This window comes from Streptomyces roseicoloratus, assembly GCF_004117935.1.
Taxonomy (GTDB): Bacteria; Actinomycetota; Actinomycetes; order Streptomycetales; family Streptomycetaceae; genus Streptomyces; species Streptomyces roseicoloratus.
In genome coordinates, this window is the sequence record NZ_SDOY01000175.1 from 130,655 (window position 1) to 146,965 (window position 16,311).

Annotated in this window: 10 protein-coding genes and 1 pseudogene; 3 read left to right on the top strand and 8 right to left on the bottom strand. The window is 74.7% G+C overall.

Annotation, left to right across the window (positions count from 1 at the left end):
- The first annotated feature begins 109 nt into the window (after positions 1 to 109).
- Positions 110 to 1,324, top strand: coding sequence for a hypothetical protein (locus tag ESG85_RS32980; RefSeq protein ID WP_246095512.1), 1,215 nt, complete (start codon positions 110 to 112; stop codon positions 1,322 to 1,324).
- Between the two features lie 150 nt (positions 1,325 to 1,474).
- Complete coding sequence (locus ESG85_RS32985) at positions 1,475 to 3,277, top strand: ATP-binding SpoIIE family protein phosphatase (protein ID WP_128984876.1); 1,803 nt, start codon at positions 1,475 to 1,477, stop codon at positions 3,275 to 3,277.
- Positions 3,278 to 3,413: 136 nt separating this feature from the next.
- Here the strand turns inward: ESG85_RS32985 and ESG85_RS32990 are convergent.
- A pseudogene (locus ESG85_RS32990) lies at positions 3,414 to 3,692 on the bottom strand (ricin-type beta-trefoil lectin domain protein); the annotation flags it as partial.
- A 90-nt stretch (positions 3,693 to 3,782) separates the two neighbouring features.
- Here ESG85_RS32990 and ESG85_RS32995 point away from each other — a divergent pair.
- A complete protein-coding gene (locus ESG85_RS32995; protein WP_128984846.1) occupies positions 3,783 to 4,646 on the top strand; it encodes an SCO6745 family protein in 864 nt (287 codons plus the stop codon).
- An 87-nt stretch (positions 4,647 to 4,733) separates the two neighbouring features.
- On the opposite strand, the gene ESG85_RS33000 is transcribed toward ESG85_RS32995, so the two are convergent.
- From ESG85_RS33000 to ESG85_RS33030, 7 genes are all read right to left on the bottom strand, one after another.
- Entirely contained in the window at positions 4,734 to 5,279 is a 546-nt protein-coding gene (locus ESG85_RS33000; protein WP_128984847.1) for an NADPH-dependent FMN reductase, read from the bottom strand.
- Positions 5,276 to 6,010, bottom strand: a complete 735-nt coding sequence (locus tag ESG85_RS33005) for a 4'-phosphopantetheinyl transferase family protein (protein ID WP_128984848.1) — start codon at positions 6,008 to 6,010, stop codon at positions 5,276 to 5,278. The genes ESG85_RS33000 and ESG85_RS33005 overlap by 4 nt, the downstream gene beginning before the upstream one ends.
- Positions 6,007 to 6,825, bottom strand: coding sequence for a thioesterase II family protein (locus ESG85_RS33010; RefSeq protein ID WP_181019182.1), 819 nt, complete (start codon positions 6,823 to 6,825; stop codon positions 6,007 to 6,009). The genes ESG85_RS33005 and ESG85_RS33010 overlap by 4 nt, the downstream gene beginning before the upstream one ends.
- 8 nt (positions 6,826 to 6,833) lie before the next feature.
- Positions 6,834 to 7,454 carry an NADPH-dependent FMN reductase gene (locus ESG85_RS33015; RefSeq protein ID WP_128984850.1) on the bottom strand — a complete coding sequence of 207 codons (621 nt, stop codon included), beginning with the start codon at positions 7,452 to 7,454 and terminating at the stop codon, positions 6,834 to 6,836.
- 58 nt (positions 7,455 to 7,512) lie between these two features.
- Complete coding sequence (locus ESG85_RS33020; RefSeq protein WP_128984851.1) at positions 7,513 to 9,114, bottom strand: MFS transporter; 1,602 nt, start codon at positions 9,112 to 9,114, stop codon at positions 7,513 to 7,515.
- A 68-nt stretch (positions 9,115 to 9,182) separates the two neighbouring features.
- Positions 9,183 to 14,603, bottom strand: a complete 5,421-nt coding sequence (locus ESG85_RS33025) for an SDR family oxidoreductase (RefSeq protein ID WP_128984852.1) — start codon at positions 14,601 to 14,603, stop codon at positions 9,183 to 9,185.
- Positions 14,604 to 14,625: 22 nt separating this feature from the next.
- Positions 14,626 to 16,272: an ACP S-malonyltransferase gene (locus tag ESG85_RS33030; protein ID WP_128984853.1), complete on the bottom strand. Its 1,647-nt coding sequence runs from the start codon at positions 16,270 to 16,272 to the stop codon at positions 14,626 to 14,628.
- Positions 16,273 to 16,311 lie beyond the last annotated feature (39 nt).

Below are 16,311 nucleotides of genomic sequence, written 5' to 3' on the forward strand. Positions count from 1 at the left end.
AGCCTCGGCGGCTGCCTCCTAGTGGTGTTCAGAACGCGCTTGCCTGCGCGTACTGATCCAGCCACGGTGGACGCCTCTCCCGGTGTCCGCGATCGGAGCACCACCTGTCATGACCCCCGAACCCATCGACATCAAGACCGCAGAAGCAGCAGACGACACGGGGGCTCGGGGTACGTCTCGGGAACCCGGCATCGCGGACCCCGACATCGTGGACCCCGGCATCGTGGACCCTGACACCGTGGAGCAGCCCGACCCCGTGGATCCCGGCTCCGTGGGGTCCGTTCTCATGGAGCGCGGCGCGCCCGGACCCGAGGACGCCGCCGCCGACCACGACGCGGCCCCGGACGGGAACCAGGACGAGGACCCGGACGAGGACGGTGACGAGGCGATCCGCACCCTGTTGTGGACCGCCGCGACCGAGCGGCCCGTACCGGAGGTCGCCGCGCTCGTCGCCCGGCTCAACGAGTCCGGCGAGCTGTCCCGGCCGGCCGACCTGGCACTGCGCGCCGCCGCCGTGTCCCGTCCGCTCGACGAGGTCCGGGAGCTGGTCTTCGTGCTCAACGAGGCGGGGTACGACCTCCGCCAGGCCGAGACCACCCTGCGCGCCGCGGCCGTGGGCAGGCCCATCGAGGACGTCGTCGCGCTCGTCGGCATCATCGGCGCCGACGCAGGCGGCTGGCGCGCCGTCGGCGCCGCCGAGGACCCGGCACGGCCGGCCCTGGCGGGCGCCCGGTCCACCGCCGCCTCCTCGTCCATAGCCCCGAACCCGTCCTTGACCCCGTCCTTGACCCCGTCCGCGTCCCCCTCCGCGTCCCCCTCGGCGTCGCGCGCCGGGCGCGCGCCGAAGGCCTCGCGCGGGCCGAGGACGTCGGCGAGGTCGCCCCTCGACCAGGCGCTCGCGACCGGGCCGGGCAGTCACACGTCCACTCCCGCACTGCGCTCGACCCTGCGCTGGCCCGCGGCGCTCGCGCTGCTCGCGTGCGGTCTGATCCATCTCCCGACCGACGTGGCGGGCCTGCGCTCCGGCGCCAACGCCTCGCTCCTGTCGGCCGTGGTCACCCTGTTCTGCCTGGTGTGCGGTGCCTGGCTGGTGCTGCGGGACAGCGCGACCGTGTGGGCCGCCACGGCGGCGGGCACGATCGGGCTCCTCGCGGTCCACGTCCTGGCCTCCGCCCGCGCGGTCGACGTGCTGCAGGACAGCCTCGGTGCGCGGTTCGCCTGGGCGCAGGCCCTCGCGGTCCTGGGCTGCGCGGCGGTGGTCGCCCTGGCGGCCGTGACGCTGTTCCGTCACACGAGGGCGACCGGCGCCGCCGACGGGACCTGACGGCTCCGCACGGCAGGCGGGCACCACTCGGCGATCAGGCCAGGACGAGGCCGGCGGCGGATTCGTTTCCGTGTGACCGGTGCGCAGGGACCTGTTCCGGTGCATGCTGTGCATCAGGTGGTGTCGAGTTCCTGTCTGGAGGCCGAACGAGTGCACGACGGCAAGGGGCGACGGCGCCTGACCAGGCGCGCCTCGTCCACCCGAAGCGACGCGGCACGCCGTCTGGCCGGGGCGCGGGGGCGCCTCGGCAGGGGCCTGGGCGGAGAGGTCCCCCTCGACAGGCTCACGACGCGTGATCGGCTCGCCTGGCTGAATACCGCCGCTTCGCACATCGGCACGACCCTGGACCTGGAGCGCACCGCGGAGGAGCTCACCCGGTTCACCGTGCCCGATTTCGCCGACGGCGCCGCCGTGGACATCCTGGAGAGCGTCCTGCGGGGCGACGAGGGCGAGCGGTGGACCGGTACGGGCATGCCGCCGATGCGGGCCACGGCGCTCACCGCCGTCGAGTCGCTGTCCTCGCTCGAACCGACCCCGGTGGGCGAGACCTTCGTCCGTGACGAGACGCATCACGAGACGTTGCTGCACCGCTACTGTCTGCGGCAGGGCCGCCCCGTCCTCGTGAGCCGCATCCGTGACGAGGACTTCGACCGGGTCGCGCCGACCGAGAGCGCCGCGGCGAAGATGCGGGCCGCCGGGGTCCACAGCTACCTGGCGGTGCCGCTCATCGCCCGCGGGCTGCTCCTCGGTTCCGCGGACTTCGTCCGTGGTCCCGGTTCGCCGCCGTTCACCCGTACGGACCTGGCACTGGCGGAGCAACTCGCCTCCCAGGCGGCGGTGTTCCTTGACAACGCGCGGCTGTACGGGCGGGAGCGCGAGCGGGTCGTCTCGTTGCAGCGGACCCTGCTGCCGCGCGCGACGCCGGTCACGCGGGGGCTGCGCGTGCACGCCGAGTACGCGCCGACCGCGACGCCCCACGGCGCGGGCGGCGACTGGTACGACGTCATGGCCCTGCCCGGCGGGCGGACGGCCCTCATGGTGGGGGACGTGATGGGCCACGGACTGCCGGCGGCCGCCACCATGGGTCGCCTCCGGGCGGTCGCCCGTACCCTGATGACCCTGGACATGGCTCCGGAACGCGTCCTGGCCCGGCTCGACCTCGCGACCCGTGACCTGGAGGACGAGCAGGTCGCCACGTTCCTGTGCGCGGTCTTCGACCCGGCGGACTCCAGCTGCACGCTGGCCCTCGCGGGCCATCTGCCCCCGTTGCTCCTGGACGGGGAGGGCTCCGCGCGGTTCGTCGACGTGCCGATCGGCGCGCCGCTCGGGGCCGGCGTCATCCCGTACGACGCGGTGCGGCTCACGGTCCCGGAGGGCGGCGGTCTTGTCCTGTACACGGACGGGCTCGTCAAGTCCCGGCAGGCGGACCTGAGCGAGCAGCTGGAGCTGCTGCGTTCCGCGGCGCGGGGTCTGAGTCCGGAGGACCTGGAGGGCGGCGGGCTGGTGAAGCGCGCGCCGGCCGGGGCCGACCGTTTCGACGAGGCCGTGGTGCTCAGCGCGAGGAGCACGCCGGAGAGCCTGGAGGACCTTCGCGTCTGGCAGCTGCCGCAGGACGGGCGGGCCGCTTCGGCGGCGCGGCACCTGGTCAAGGAGCAGCTGGCCGCGTGGCGGCTCGGGGAGCTGGCGGACGTGTGCGAGCTCGTCGTGTCGGAGCTCGTGGGCAACGCGCTCCGCTACGGCAACGGTCCGGGCGCGCTCCGCCTGCTGCGGGGCGATCGGCTCGTCGTGGAGGTCTCGGACACGGGTCCCGACCTGCCCCAGATCCAGCACGCGGACGTCAGCGACGAGGGCGGGCGGGGGCTCCAGCTCGTCAACATGCTGTGCCGGCGCTGGGGCTCCTGCCGTACCGCGACCGGCAAGGTCGTCTGGGCGGAACAGAACATACCTGTCTGAGGAACCCGGAAGGCGGGCCGGCCGGGACACGCGGGCCGCGGGCCCCGGCCGGAGAATTCTCGCTTCCCTTCCCTCCTCTTCCCTTCCCTCCTCTTCCCTTCCCTTCCGGACGGACGCCCTGGGGGCGACGCCGTCGTCAGGACGGCTGGCGGGTCCACTTCCGGTCGGCGCCGCCGGTGCAGGTCCAGATCTGGGCGCGGGTGCCGTCGGCCGGCGAGTTGCCCGTGACGTCCGGGCACGTGCCGGCGGCCGTGTTCACGACGTCGTGCGTGGTGGGGTCGTACGACCAGCGTTGTCCGCCGGTGCCGTTGCAGGCGTAGAGCTGCACCTTGGTGCCGCCGGCGGCGTCGAGGCACGTGCCGAGGGCCCGGACGCTGCCGTCGGCGGTGAGCGTCCAGCATGGGGCCGCCGAGCCTGCCGTGCGGGACGCCAGGTCCCTCGCCCTGCGCACCGGACCCCGCGACCCGGGCGCCACGCGGCCGGTCGGCCACGTAGCGTGGGGGCCATGACGGCCATATCCCCGCGCGAAGCACGGCGTTGCTACAACGCTCACCATCCCGTCCACGCGGCGTACTACTTCGCTCCCGAGCACGACGACGCCTTCGCCGGACTCGGCCTGGAACCGGGCCCCATGGCCTACCTGGCCGGCCGCGCCGCGCCGTTCGGCGCGGTCGGCGCCGGCGTGGTCACGGCGGCCTTCCACAACTTCCACCCGGACCTCGTCGCGCGGCACCTCCCCCGCGCCTGGGACGTCACGTCGCCCGCCGCCGTGCTGGAGACCCGGCTGCGGATCACGGACGCGTATCTCACCCGGCTCCTGGGACGCGAGGCGCTGGCCTCCCGCGAGATGGCGGAGGCCGCCGAGCTGGCGCTCCGGGCGGCCGGCGGGTGCGGCCGGCCCGGCCGGCCCCTGTACTCGGCCAACGCCGACCTGCCGGTGCCCGAGGCGCCGCACCTGGCCCTGTGGCACGCCGCGACGCTGCTGCGCGAGCACCGCGGGGACGGTCACGTCGTGGCGCTCACCGCGGCCGGTCTCGACGGGATCGAGGCCCTGGTGTCCCACACCGCCACCGGCACGAACTGGCGCCCCGCGTACCTGCAGTCGGCGCGTGGCTGGTCGCCGGACGAGTGGGCGGCGGCCCGGCAGCGGCTGGTGGAACGCGGGATCCTCGACGCCGAGGGTGAACTCACCGGCCAGGGCGCGGAGCTGCGCCGTGCCGTCGAGGCCGAGACCGACCGCCTGGACCTGGCACCGTACGAGCGTCTGGGCGCGGAGGGCACCCGCCGGCTGACGGAACTGGCCGGCGCCTTCTCCAAGGCCGTCCTCGCGGGCGGCGGTCTGCCGCTCAGGGACATCGGCAAGCGCTGAGGCAGCGCCGCGGCCCCCGAACGCACCGGGACGTCCGGTGCGTTCGGGGGCCGCGAGTCGGCCTCGAGGGGCTTCGGGAGCCCGGACTCACTCCTCCCGCGCGCCCTGCTCCTTCGCCGCCCGGGCCATCGCCGCGAGCACGTCCTTCAGGGCGGCCAGGGTCGCCTCGTCGTGGACCCGGCCGTCCGTGATCTTCGCGCCCGCGAGCGGGATGGGGAGCGATTCCGGGAGCACCTTCGCGCCCATCACCTCCAGGGTCTCCTTGACCCAGGCCTGGGCCCTGTCACCGCCGGTCATCGACGGCGACGCGGTGACGACGGCGACGGGCTTGTCCACCAGTTCTCCGCCGCCGACCACCCACTCCAGGCCGTTCTTCAGGACGCCCGACGTGCCGTGCGCGTACTCCGGGCTGGAGACGAGCACCGCGTCGGCGGACGCGAGCAGTTCGCGGAAGGCCATGACCTCGGGCGGCGGGCACACGCTCTCCACGTCCTGGTTGAAGAACGGCAGCTGCCCCAGGCCCTCGTAGACCGTCACGGAGACCGGCGGCAGGCACAGGTCGGCGACCGTGCGCACCACCGCGGTGTTGAGCGACCCGGCCCGCAGGCTCCCGGATAAGGCGACGAATTTCATCTGATTCCTTTCCTGCTTTCAAGCGTTCCCCAGCATCGCGCATGGATCGCGGGCTGTCGCGGTGTTCCCGGAAGGGCCAGCGCGGCGACCGCTTCCTCGCCGACGTCGAGGTCGGTCACCGTCCACGTGTCCGGGCCCGTTCCGGCGTCGCAGCGGACGGTGACGGTCCCGGTGCGGTCGGGGCTCACGTCGACGCGTCTCAGGTCCGTCGCGATGCCGACCCCCACCGCCTTCGTGACCGCCTCCTTGCGGACCCAGGCGCGGTGGAAGGCCCTCAGCCGCTCTTCGTGCGGAAGTCCGAGGACGTACGCCGACTCCCGCGGGGAGAGGGACAAGGCGGCCGTCTCCCGGACATCGAGGGTACGCAGCGCCTCCACGTCCACGCCCACCGGCCCCGACGGCGCCACGGCCACCAGCGCCCACGCCCCGGAACGGGAGAAGCCGAAGGTCAGGGGCGTGGGCGGATCGGCGATGCGCGGAGGCCCGTGGCGCTCGCTCCCGCAGCCGGGGCAGGGCGCGCGTCCCCAGACGATCGCACCGGCTCCGACGCCCAGGTGTTCGGCGAGGACGCGCCGCAGGGCGGCCCGGCCCGCCACGAACGACGCCCGGTCCCCCGGCCGCAGATAGCGGTCGGCCCGGGCGCGTTCGGCGTCGTCCAGGAGGGCGAGATCGCCGTCGCGTGCCGCGCCGGGCAGCGGCACCGACCAGACGACGACCTCGTCCGACGTCATACGGGGTGCCCCTGCGCGGTCCGGCGCGCCGCCGCGACCGCCGCGGTGATCCGCCGGGTGAGCGCGCGCCGGTGGTCCGCGAGGTAGAAGTGGCCGCCGTCGAACATGTTCAGGCCGAGGAAGCGTTCCGTACGGGCCGCCCAGGCGGCCAGCCGGTCCCGTCCGACCACGGGGTCGCCGGAGCCGCCGAACGCGGAGACGGCGGTGCGCAGCGGCTCGGCGTCGAGCTCCGGACGCCAGGTGTCGACGAGGGCGAAGTCGCTGCGGAACACCGGGCCGAAGTAGCGCCAGGCCACGTCCTCGTCGAGCAGCGCGTCGGGGGTGCCGCCGACCGAGCGGAGCCAGTCCCTGAGCTCGCGGTCGGTGAGCAGGTGGCGTGCGCGCGGCTTCCCCGGGTCGCGGTCCGCCTGCGGCGCGCCGCAGGCGGACAGGCCGGTCCAGACGGGCAGGGGGCGTCCCTCGGCGGTCAGGCGGCGGGTCAGTTCGTAGGCGACGAGGGCGCCCATGCTGTGGCCGAAGAACGCGAAGGGGCGGTCCGTCCACGGCAGGAGCTCGTCGGCGAAGAAGGCGACGAGTTCGTCGCTGTCGTCGATCAGCGGTGCGCCGCTCAGCCGCCCCCGCCCGGGGGCGTCGAGGACGCACACCTCCCAGTCGGCCGGGAACTCGTGCTCCCAGTCCCGGTAGAGGAGGTGCGAGCCGCCGGCGTGGTGGAACAGGAACAGCCGCAGCGCCGCCCCCGGCACGGGCCGGGGGCAGGTGACGGCTCCGTGCACGAGCGGACGGCCGGTCGGCGGGGTGGCCAGACGGGTCACCACGTGTGTTTTCACTTCCCCGCCGGTGCCAGGACGTCGGCGCCGGCGGTCTCGAGCGCGGCGTCCGCGTGCCGCCGCATCCGGGCGAAGTCGACGACCTGCGCGGCCATGGTCGCGAGCCGGCCGCGCACCTGCGGATCGGTGCACGTGCCGTCCGGGCCGAAGCCGGTGGTCTCGGTGTTCACGACGACGCCGAGCGGCGTGGGCCAGCCGCGCAGGGCGTGGGTCACGTCGCGGAGTGCGGCGAGCGTGGACACGCCGCCCTGCCAGCCCTGGGCGACGGCGACGCTGCCGACGGCCCGCCCGCTGAAGTACGGGCGGGTGTCCTCGCGCAGGTCCTCGACGTGGTCGAGGGCGTTCTTCACGAGTCCCGAGATGCTCCCGTGGTAGGCGGGGCTGGCGAGGACGATGCCGTCCGCGCCGGCTATCTCGGTCACCAGTCGGAGTGCCCGCGCCGAGCGGAGCTCGTCGCGGGGGTCGTAGAGCGGCATCACCAGCTCGGCGCCGCCGATCAACGACACCTCCGCTCCTCGTCGTTCGGCTTCGGCCAGGACGGCGCGAAGGGCCCGTTCGGCTGTCGAGTCCGGCCGGGGCGAACCCCCGATCCCGACCACCTTCACGGTCTGCTGCATAGGGATTCGCCCCAATTCCTCTCGCCGGTGTCACGGGCAGTGCGGCGGGCCGCCGCGGTCAGGCGGTGGCCTTCGCCGGGGTGGGCGCGGCGGCGTCGCCGCGCGCGCTCTCGTGCAGGTCGCGGCTGCGGATGGTGAGGAAGGCGATGGCCGCGCCCACGGCCGCGACCACGGCGCAGACGATCATGACGTCGGCGAGGGAGCCGACGAAGACGGAGCGGGCCGCCGCCGTCACCTGGTCGAGGACGGACGCGGACACCGTGTCGGCGAGTCCCGAGGTGCCGCCGGTGGCGACCTGCTGTCCGACGGCCTCGGCCTGTCCGCCCAGAGCCGTGCCCGCGGCCGAGGTGGTGAAGTCGTCGACCACCTTGTGGTGGAAGAGCGCGCCGAAGGCGGCGACGCCGACCGCGACGCCGACCTGCTGGAAGGTCTCGCCCATGCCGGAGGCCATGCCGGCCTTCTCGGGCCGGACCACGCCGATGGTGACCGCGGCACGCGGCGGGTTGAACAGGCCCATGCCGATACCGGTGACGATCATGCTGGGCAGCATCGCCGTCCACGAGTCGCCCGGGCCGACGAGCACCATCAGGCCCATGCCGGCCGCGATGAAGCCGATGGACAGGCCGATGAGCAGGCCGGGCGCCACCTTGGCGAGCAGGCCTCCGGTGACACCCGCGACGACGAAGAGGGTGAGCATCATCGGCATGAAGCGCAGACCGGTCTCCCACGGCGAGTAGCCCAGGACGTTCTGCACGTAGGAGATCTGCAGGAAGACGGCGGCGAGGCTGGTCGCGTTGGACAGCAGCGTGGCCAGGCAGACGCCGGTGAAGGTGGGTGTGCGCATCAACGAGAGGTCGAACATGGCCCGTTCGCCGCGCGCCTTCTCGATGACGACGAAGAGCACGAGCAGGACGACGCCTCCCGCGAACGCGCCGAGGATCGGCGCGCTGGTCCAGCCGGAGGACTCGCCCCGCAGGAAGCCGAGCACGAGCAGCGTGAGGCCGATGCCGAAGCTCAGCATGCCGAGCCAGTCGACGCCGTGGGCCGCGGGTTCCCGCGACTCGCGCAGCCGCAGGGCGCCCACGACGAGGGCCACGGCGCCGATCGGCACGTTGATCAGGAAGATCCAGCGCCAGGTGAAGGCGTCGGTCAGGAAGCCGCCGACCAGCGGCCCGAAGGCCAGCGCGAGACCGGCGATGCCGCCGAACAGGCCGAACGCCTTGCCCCGGTCGGCACCCCGGTACTCGTTGCCGATCAGGGCGGGACCGACGGAGAACAGGACCGCGGCACCGACGCCCTGGACACCGCGGGCGACGTTGAGCGCGAGGACGCTCTGCGCCAGGCCCGCGGCCAGCGAGGACAGCGTGAAGAGGACCAGGCCCGCGTTGAACACCCGCTTGCGGCCCAGCCGGTCGGCGAGCGAACCGCCGGTGAGGAGGAAGGCCGCCAGGGTCAGGGTGTACGAGTCGATGACCCACTGCAGGTCGGAGAAGTCCGCCCCGAGCGAGGTGCGCAGGTCCTGCAGCGCGACGTTCACGACGGTCACGTCGAGCATCAGCATGAACATCGCGACCGAGGCCAGCGCCAGGGTCCATGACCGCGCGCGGTCGGCCGGCGGCCCGTTCTCCGCCTGGGTGCCGACGGCTGCTTCGGCTGACATCACGTTCTCCTCATTGCTCCGCGGCACCTCGGCGCCGCTGTTGTCGGTCTCTTCGGTACGCGCCGCGGTCACACGGGCAGGCCGGTGCGGCTCGGTGCGGCTGCGGAACGCCACGTCCGTGCGTCCGGGTCGTACGAGCCCAGCTCCGCTCCCCGGATGCCGGACACGCGGACGAGGGCGCGGCCGTCCGGGCCGGCCAGGGCGCAGTGCCCGTCGCCGGACACGGGGTCGAACCAGTGGCGCAGCACCAGCCCGTCCGGCCGGCGGGCGGCCAGCTCGACGTCGTTGGCGGAGGTGTACAGGTCCACGGAGGCCAGGCCCGTGGGCACGATCACGGGCACCGCTGCCCGCCGCCTGCCGTCGAGGACGGACGTCCGGAGCAGGCAGTCCAGGGCGATGCTCGGCAGCAGGAAGCGGGCGTGGACGCCGCCGCCCGGCGGGAGGCTGAGCCGCAGGTCGGCGGAGCCGCCGTCGGCGGTCAGCCGGGGACGGTGCAGCGCTCCGAACACTCCGCTCAACTCGACGGGCGTGCCGGGGAGTTCGTACGTGTTGGGGGCGTCGTGGGCGTCGGCCGGGACGGGCGGGCACCAGGGTGCGGCGGGGAGTGTCCGGGCCAGGTGCACCACCATCCGCGAGTGCTCGCGCTCGGGGACGGGGCCGGCCGCGGGTGAGGTGATGCGCACGGAGACCCGGTCGCCGTCGCGTACGGCCGAGACGCGCAGGGTGCGCGGCCAGCGGTGCCGGGCGGCCCGGATGAACTGGGACAGGACGACGTCGGTGATCCGGGCCGGGATCAGGCCCGGGGCCAGTTCGGCCGCGGCTTCGGCCGCCATCTCGAGGATGAAGGTGCCGGGCACGGTCGGTCGTCCGTCGACGAGGTGCTCCAGGAGGTACGGGTGCTCGTCGAGCTCGACCGGGAACGTCCACGTCGCCGAGGCGCCGTCGCGCTGCGGGGAGCCGGTCAGGAAGGCGCGCCGGGTGGCGGCCGGTGCCGGCGCCGGCGTGCGCGGCGCCTCCGGGGCCCTGGCGGCCTCTTCCTCGCAGGCCGCGCGGAAGCCGGGTGCCCTGCGCTGCAGGGTCGTCCAGTCCGCGTCGCCGATCCAGGTGGTGGCGAGGCCGTGGCTGCCGCGGCCGCGGAGCTCGGTGCGGAAGAACTCCCGGCCCTGGGCGTCGGTCAGCTGGCCGATCTCGTTCTGGCGGGCCAGGAAGGCACCGCTCGGGGTGTCGGCCGAGGCCATGCCCGACTCGACCCACAGCCCGGAGGCCAGGGCGACCTCGTCCGCGCCCTCGGTCGTCCGGGCGTGCGCGGCGGCGAGCAGCAGGTACTCGTTGGCCGCGCCGTAGTCGGGCTCGCCGCGCAGTCCGGTGAACGCCGAGACGGAGCTGACGCTGCACCACAGCGGGGGGCGCCGGTCGCCGAGCGCGGCGCGCAGGTGCGCGTAGCCGCGGACCTTCACGTCCCGTACGGCCCGGAAGTCGGCGAGCTTCTTGCGGGCGATGCCCGCGGAGCGCGCCAGTCCGGCGCCGTGCACCAGCACGTCCACTCGGCCTTCCACGGCCAGGACCTCGTCGATCACCGTACGGACGGCGGCCTCGTCGAGGACGTCGCACTGCCGGTAGTGCACCCGGCCGGTCCCGCAGGAACGCTCCAGCTCCTCGAGCGTGCCGGCGCGTTCGAGCTGCTGCACGGCGCGGTCGTAGCGGCGGCTCAGCGCGGCGGGCGTCTCGGACGGGTGGAGCCTCATCAGCTCGCGCAGGGCCTCGGGCCTCGGCAGCCGGGCCAGGGCCGTCGCGGCCGGGTCGGGCGCGGGGCCCGTGCCGAGCAGCCAGACGCCGCGCGGTGCGCGGTCGGCCACGAGTTCGTGCACGAGGTGGGCGGTGAGTCCGCGGGCCCCGCCGGTGGCCACGATCACCGGGTCCTCGGGCAGGCCGAGCGGAGAGTCGTGCCGCGGCGCCTCGACCGGCAGGAGCATCAGCTCGTGCCGTACGCCCCCGGTCTCGTAGGCGACCGGGACGTGGCGGTGTGCGGCCGACTCCTCGGCCAGCCGGTCCAGGCCGGCCCGGGCGTCCGCTCCGTCGACGGCCAGGGCGAACACCAGGCAGCCGGGCAGCTCCTGGGCCAGGCTGCGGACGAGGCCGCCGAACAGGCCCACGGCCGGTGCCGGAGTCGTGCCGCGCAGGGCGTCCAGCGCGAGCACCGCGAGAGCGCCGGAGTCGTCGAGGGCCTCGGCGCGGTGCTTGGCCGCCAGGAACGCCAGGTCGTGGAGGTCCAGGACGTGCCGCGGCGCCTCCCAGTCGCCGGCCGCGCCGGCGCGTGATCCGAAGACGACGACGCGGATCTGCCCGAACGGCCGGCCGTCCTCGGCCAGCAGCCGCTCCAGTTCCTCCGGCTCGTCGAGGTGGACGACCGGGAACGGCAGCGTGGTGTCGCGCGGTGCGCTGCCGGGCGCGACGACCAGGCAGTCCGCCGGCACGCCCGCGTCCTTGAGGGCGCCGGGCTCGTCGGTCAGCACCAGGCTTCCGGCGGGCAGCGCCGCGACGCGGGGGCGGACGTTCCGGGCCGGGACGGGACGCAGCACGAGGGCGTGCCGCGCGAGGTGCCCGCTCAGCGATCCGGCGCCGGCCGCGGCGTCCTTCCCGAGGTGCGCGGCGTCATCCGCGACATCCGCCGGGGAGGCGTCGGGCGACGGCTGCGGGGTGACCACGAGGGCGGGCGTGTGGGCGTCCTCCAGCGGGCGGACGACCGTGTGCCCGCCCCGGGAGCGCAGGGCGCGCAGCAGGGCCACGGCGCCTTCGGCGCCGCGGTGGTTGCGTTCCCGTACCGGCTCGTCGGAGGGGGCCCGGCCGGCTTCGCCGCCCGTCGCGAGGTCCACTCGCCCGAGGACGGTCATGCCGTGCTCGCGGGCGACGCTCAGCCGGGTCAGGACGAAGCCGATGGCGGCTTCCGCGTTCTCCTTGCTCCCGTGGGTGGGAACGTGCTCGGTGGTGGCGTTGACGCCGATGACGACGGCCAGGTCCATCTCGCCGTCGCGCAGGTACCGGACGGCGGTGGCCAGGGCCGAGTTGGTGGAGTCCCGTCCCGCGTCGAGCGTCATGTTCGGCCCGTGCAGGTCCAGTCGCTGCACCACCCGGGCGGCGATGACGTTGGGCATGAGCCCGGGATAGGCGTCCTCGTTGACGGGCCGTGACATGCCGCGCACCGCGTCGTCGAGCGTCCCGGGGGCCATGCCCGCGGGGCCGGCGAGCCGGCGGAGCAGGTCCTCGCGGTAGCAGCGCAGGTCGGAGGCGAGGGCGGCCCGGGTCGGTCCGCTGTGGCCGACGAGCACGCCGGTGCGCGCGGCCAGTGCCTGGTCCTTCACCCAGTCGCCGGCGAGGAGGTCGGCGCAGCGCAGCGCCATCAGCTGGCTGCGGTCCATGGCCGCGATCGCCGAGGGCGCGAGCCGGACCTCCACGGGCGAGGGCAGGGGGTATGTCTCGCCGAAGGACGCCGGCCAGTCGGCGGCCCCTCCGGACAGCCAGCGGTCGACGCGCTCCTCGTCCGGGTCACCGGGGAGGTGGGTGCCCGCGGCCACCACGACCACCGGGTCGTCCGCCGTGCCCGCCGGCCGGCCGGCGGCGTCCGCCGCGCGGGCCGGGGGCCGGTCCGTGAGGACGAGGTGGCCGTTGGTGCCGCCGAAGCCCATGGCGGACACGCCGACGGTGCGCGGGCGTCCGTCCGTGGCGGTCCACGGCACGTCGTCGACCGGCACGTGCACGCTCGTCGCGACTCCGTCGGGGAGTTCGTCGAACTGCCGCTGCGCGGGGATGACGTCGTGGCGCATGGCGAGGAGCGCGTGGATCGCGGACACCGCGCCCGCCGCCCAGCCGGTGTGCCCGACCAGCGACTTGTTGGACGTCATGGTCCACGTCTTGTCCGGGCCGCCGCTGCTGGTCAGCGCGCTCATCTCGGTACGGTCGCCGGTCGGCGTGCCGGTGGCGTGCGCGACGATCCAGTCGACGTCCTCCGCGGTGACGTCGGCCGAGCGCCAGGCCCGGTCGAGGGCGATCGTCTGGCCCGCGGCGTTGGGTGCGTAGATCGCCTTGCCGCGGCCGTCGGACGAGCCGCCGAAACCGGCGACGAAGCCGAGGACGGGGTCGCCGTCGGCGAGCGCCCTGGCGTGGGTCTTCAGGGCCAGGACCGCGGCTCCGTCACTGAACAGCACGCCGTCGGCGCCGCGGTCCAGGGAGCGCACCCGGCCGGACCGGGAGAGGCCGCGGAGCTTGGAGAAGAGCACCAGGTTCTGGGCGCTGAGCGCGAAGGCCCCGCCGCACAGCGCCACGTCCGTCTCGCCGGCGCGCAGGGCCCGTACGCCCAGGTCGACGGCGTAGAGGGAGGACGAGCAGGCGGTGTCCACGACGACGATCTCCGTGGCGTCGGGGAGGTCGGCGGCGGCCGCGCGGGCGATGCGGTACGGCAGGACGTCCTCCGGGGATCCGGAGGCCAGCGGGAGCATCGTGTCGATCGCGTCCGGCACCGTCGCGCCCGCGTCGGCGAGGATCTTCCGCACCCCGGCCGAGACCAGGCTGTGCTCGAGGTGGTGGCTGCCGTCGGGGGTGAGGCCGACCGCGAACAGCCGGCGGTCGCCGGGCCGGACGGTGATCTTCTCCGTGGCGCCGAGCAGCGAGTGACGCAGCCACAGGGCCGTGTACTCCTCGCCGTCGAAGGCCCCGGACTCCAGTTCGTCCCGCAGACGCGGGTGGGGTTCGAAGCCGGTCATGAAACCGGACACGCGCGAGTAGGTCTTGTCCTCGGCGGTGTCGTCGGCCGACCAGACGCTGTCGATGTCCAGCCGGTCGCCGGGTTCGCCGAACACCGGCTCGCCGCCCCGCAGGAGATCCCAGAACTGCTCGGGCGTACTCGCCCCCGGAAGGGCGAGTCCCATGCCCACGACGACGACCGCGTCGTCGGCGGGAGCCGTCGCGGTCGGTGTCCCGGCCGGCGCTCCGCCCACCAGCAGCGTCCTGCCGTCGACGGACGACGCGTCGTCGGACACCAGGAACGCGACGAGCTGGGCGACGGCGTCCGCCGCGGACGGCTCCGCGTCCGGGCGCAACGCCACGGCGTTGACGCGGACTCCGTCCGGCGCCGGGGCGCCGGGATCGCGCACGAGGCCGGCGACCGCGTCCCGCGCGGGCGGGTCCGCGACCACGTGCACGATCGCGCCGTGTCCCTGCCGCGCGAGGAGCCCGACGGCCTCGGCCGTCGCCTCGCGGGCGGCGCGCAGTCCCTCCTCACCGGCCACGGCGGTCACGAGCGCGTCGACCGGGCCGGGCCGGTCGCCGGACCGGACGCCGGCGCGGTCGAGCGCGGCGCTGATCCGGGGCGCGTCGTACGCGTCGCAGGTCACGACGCGGGCGCCGAGCCCGGTGAGCCGCCGCGTCACGGACGCGGCGAGCGATCCGCCGGCGGCGGTGACCAGGACGGTGCGGCCGGAGAGGTCGAGGGACATGCTGGCTCCCGTTCTTCGTAGATCAGCGCGCGGACGGCTGGACGGAGGTGATGAGGTCGGCCAGGTCGGCGAGGGTGGGCTGGGCGACGAAACGGCCGTCGACGGCCGACTCCCCCAGACCGAAGTGCGCCGACACCTTCCCCAGCATCTCCGCACGCTTCAGCGAATCGATCCCCAGATCCGCCTCCAGATCCGCGTCACCGGTGATCACCTCCACCGGATACCCGAGCACCGACGCGTACAGCTCACGCAACTCGTCCAGCACGTCCGCGGCGGACGGGGCGGGCTTGGCGGGCGGGGCGGACGCGGCCACCGCAGCCGCAGCAGGGGCCAGTGCCTGGGCCGACGCTGCCGACGCTGCCGGCGTCCGAACGGCGCCGCCCTGGACCTCGGATATCAGGGCAGCCAGGTCGGCGAGGGTGGGCTGGGCGACGAAACGGCCGTCGACGGCCGACTCCCCCAGACCGAAGTGCGCCGACACCTTCCCCAGCATCTCCGCACGCTTCAGCGAATCGATCCCCAGATCCGCCTCCAGATCCGCGTCACCGGTGATCACCTCCACCGGATACCCGAGCACCGACGCGTACAGCTCACGCAACTCGTCCAGCACGTCCGCGGCGGACACGGCGGGAGCGGCGGGAACGGCGGGAACAGCAGGAGCAACGGGAGCAACGGGAGCAACCTCAGCGGGCGCCGGGGCCGTGGCCACCGCCTCCGTCGAGGCGGCCGGGAGCGGAGCGGACGCGCCGGCTTCGGCCGCCCGTCCCTGTGCCGTGCGCGTCGTGTCGACGTCGGGCACGCTGCGCCGGACGAGCCCGGACAGTCCCGCCCTTCCGCACTCGACGAAGCGCCGCGCGCCGTCGGCGTGCAGCTCGCGCACCGCGGCCATGAAGCGCACCGGAGTGGTGAGCTGCCGGACGAGCAGGGCCTTGAGGTCGGTGTCGTCCTGGAGGTAGCCGCCGGCCACCGGCGAGTACACCGTCGCCCGCAGCGGGTGCTGCCGGACGGCGGTGACCGCTTCGCCGAAGGCCTCGGCGGCGACCGCGAGCATCGGGCTGTGGAAGGGGAACGGAGCGTTGAGTCGGGTGGCCTGTACCTCCATCACCGAGGCGAGCCGTGCGACGACCGCGACGGCCTCGTCGGGTCCCGCGACGACCGTCTGGCGCGGCGCGTTGGAGACGGCGACGGCCAGGCGCCGGTCGGCGACGGCGCCCACCAGGTGGGCAGCGCGGGCGGCCGGGAGTTCCAGTGCCACCATGCCGCCGTCCGACGGGCAGTGGGCCAGGAGGGCTTCCGAGCGGTGGCACACCAGGCGCGCGCCGTCGGCCAGGTCGAAGGCGCCGGCCACCGTCAGGGCGGCGATCTCTCCCATGCTGTGCCCGACGACGACGTCCGGCGTGTGCTGTCGCCGTGCGATGCGGAAGCCGCCGACGGCCGCGGTGAACACGGCGAGTTGCAGGGCGAAGGAGTCCGACCGCACCAGGTCCGCCGCGGAGGGCGCGTCGGTGCGCGTGAGCAGGTGCGAGACGCCGCCGCGTCCGAACTCGGCCGCCACGCGGTCGGCCGTGTCGAGGACCTCGCGGACCTCGGGCGAGTCGTCTCCGGCGAACAGCCCCGGGGTGTAACCCCCTTGGCCGGGCAGGAGGAAGACCGTTTCCACCACCATCATGCGTCCTTTGCGTCCTTCGTGAAGTGAGTGACTGTGCGG

What these genes read in the sequence shown, in the direction of transcription:
- ESG85_RS32980 (WP_246095512.1), top strand. Translation starts at nt 110, where the DNA reads ATGACCCCCGAACCCATCGACATCAAGACCGCAGAAGCAGCAGACGAC.
- ESG85_RS32995 (WP_128984846.1), top strand. Translation starts at nt 3,783, where the DNA reads ATGACGGCCATATCCCCGCGCGAAGCACGGCGTTGCTACAACGCTCAC.
- ESG85_RS33000 (WP_128984847.1), bottom strand. Translation starts at nt 5,279, where the DNA reads ATGAAATTCGTCGCCTTATCCGGGAGCCTGCGGGCCGGGTCGCTCAAC.
- ESG85_RS33005 (WP_128984848.1), bottom strand. Translation starts at nt 6,010, where the DNA reads ATGACGTCGGACGAGGTCGTCGTCTGGTCGGTGCCGCTGCCCGGCGCG.
- ESG85_RS33015 (WP_128984850.1), bottom strand. Translation starts at nt 7,454, where the DNA reads ATGCAGCAGACCGTGAAGGTGGTCGGGATCGGGGGTTCGCCCCGGCCG.
- ESG85_RS33020 (WP_128984851.1), bottom strand. Translation starts at nt 9,114, where the DNA reads ATGTCAGCCGAAGCAGCCGTCGGCACCCAGGCGGAGAACGGGCCGCCG.
- ESG85_RS33025 (WP_128984852.1), bottom strand. Translation starts at nt 14,603, where the DNA reads ATGTCCCTCGACCTCTCCGGCCGCACCGTCCTGGTCACCGCCGCCGGC.
- ESG85_RS33030 (WP_128984853.1), bottom strand. Translation starts at nt 16,272, where the DNA reads ATGATGGTGGTGGAAACGGTCTTCCTCCTGCCCGGCCAAGGGGGTTAC.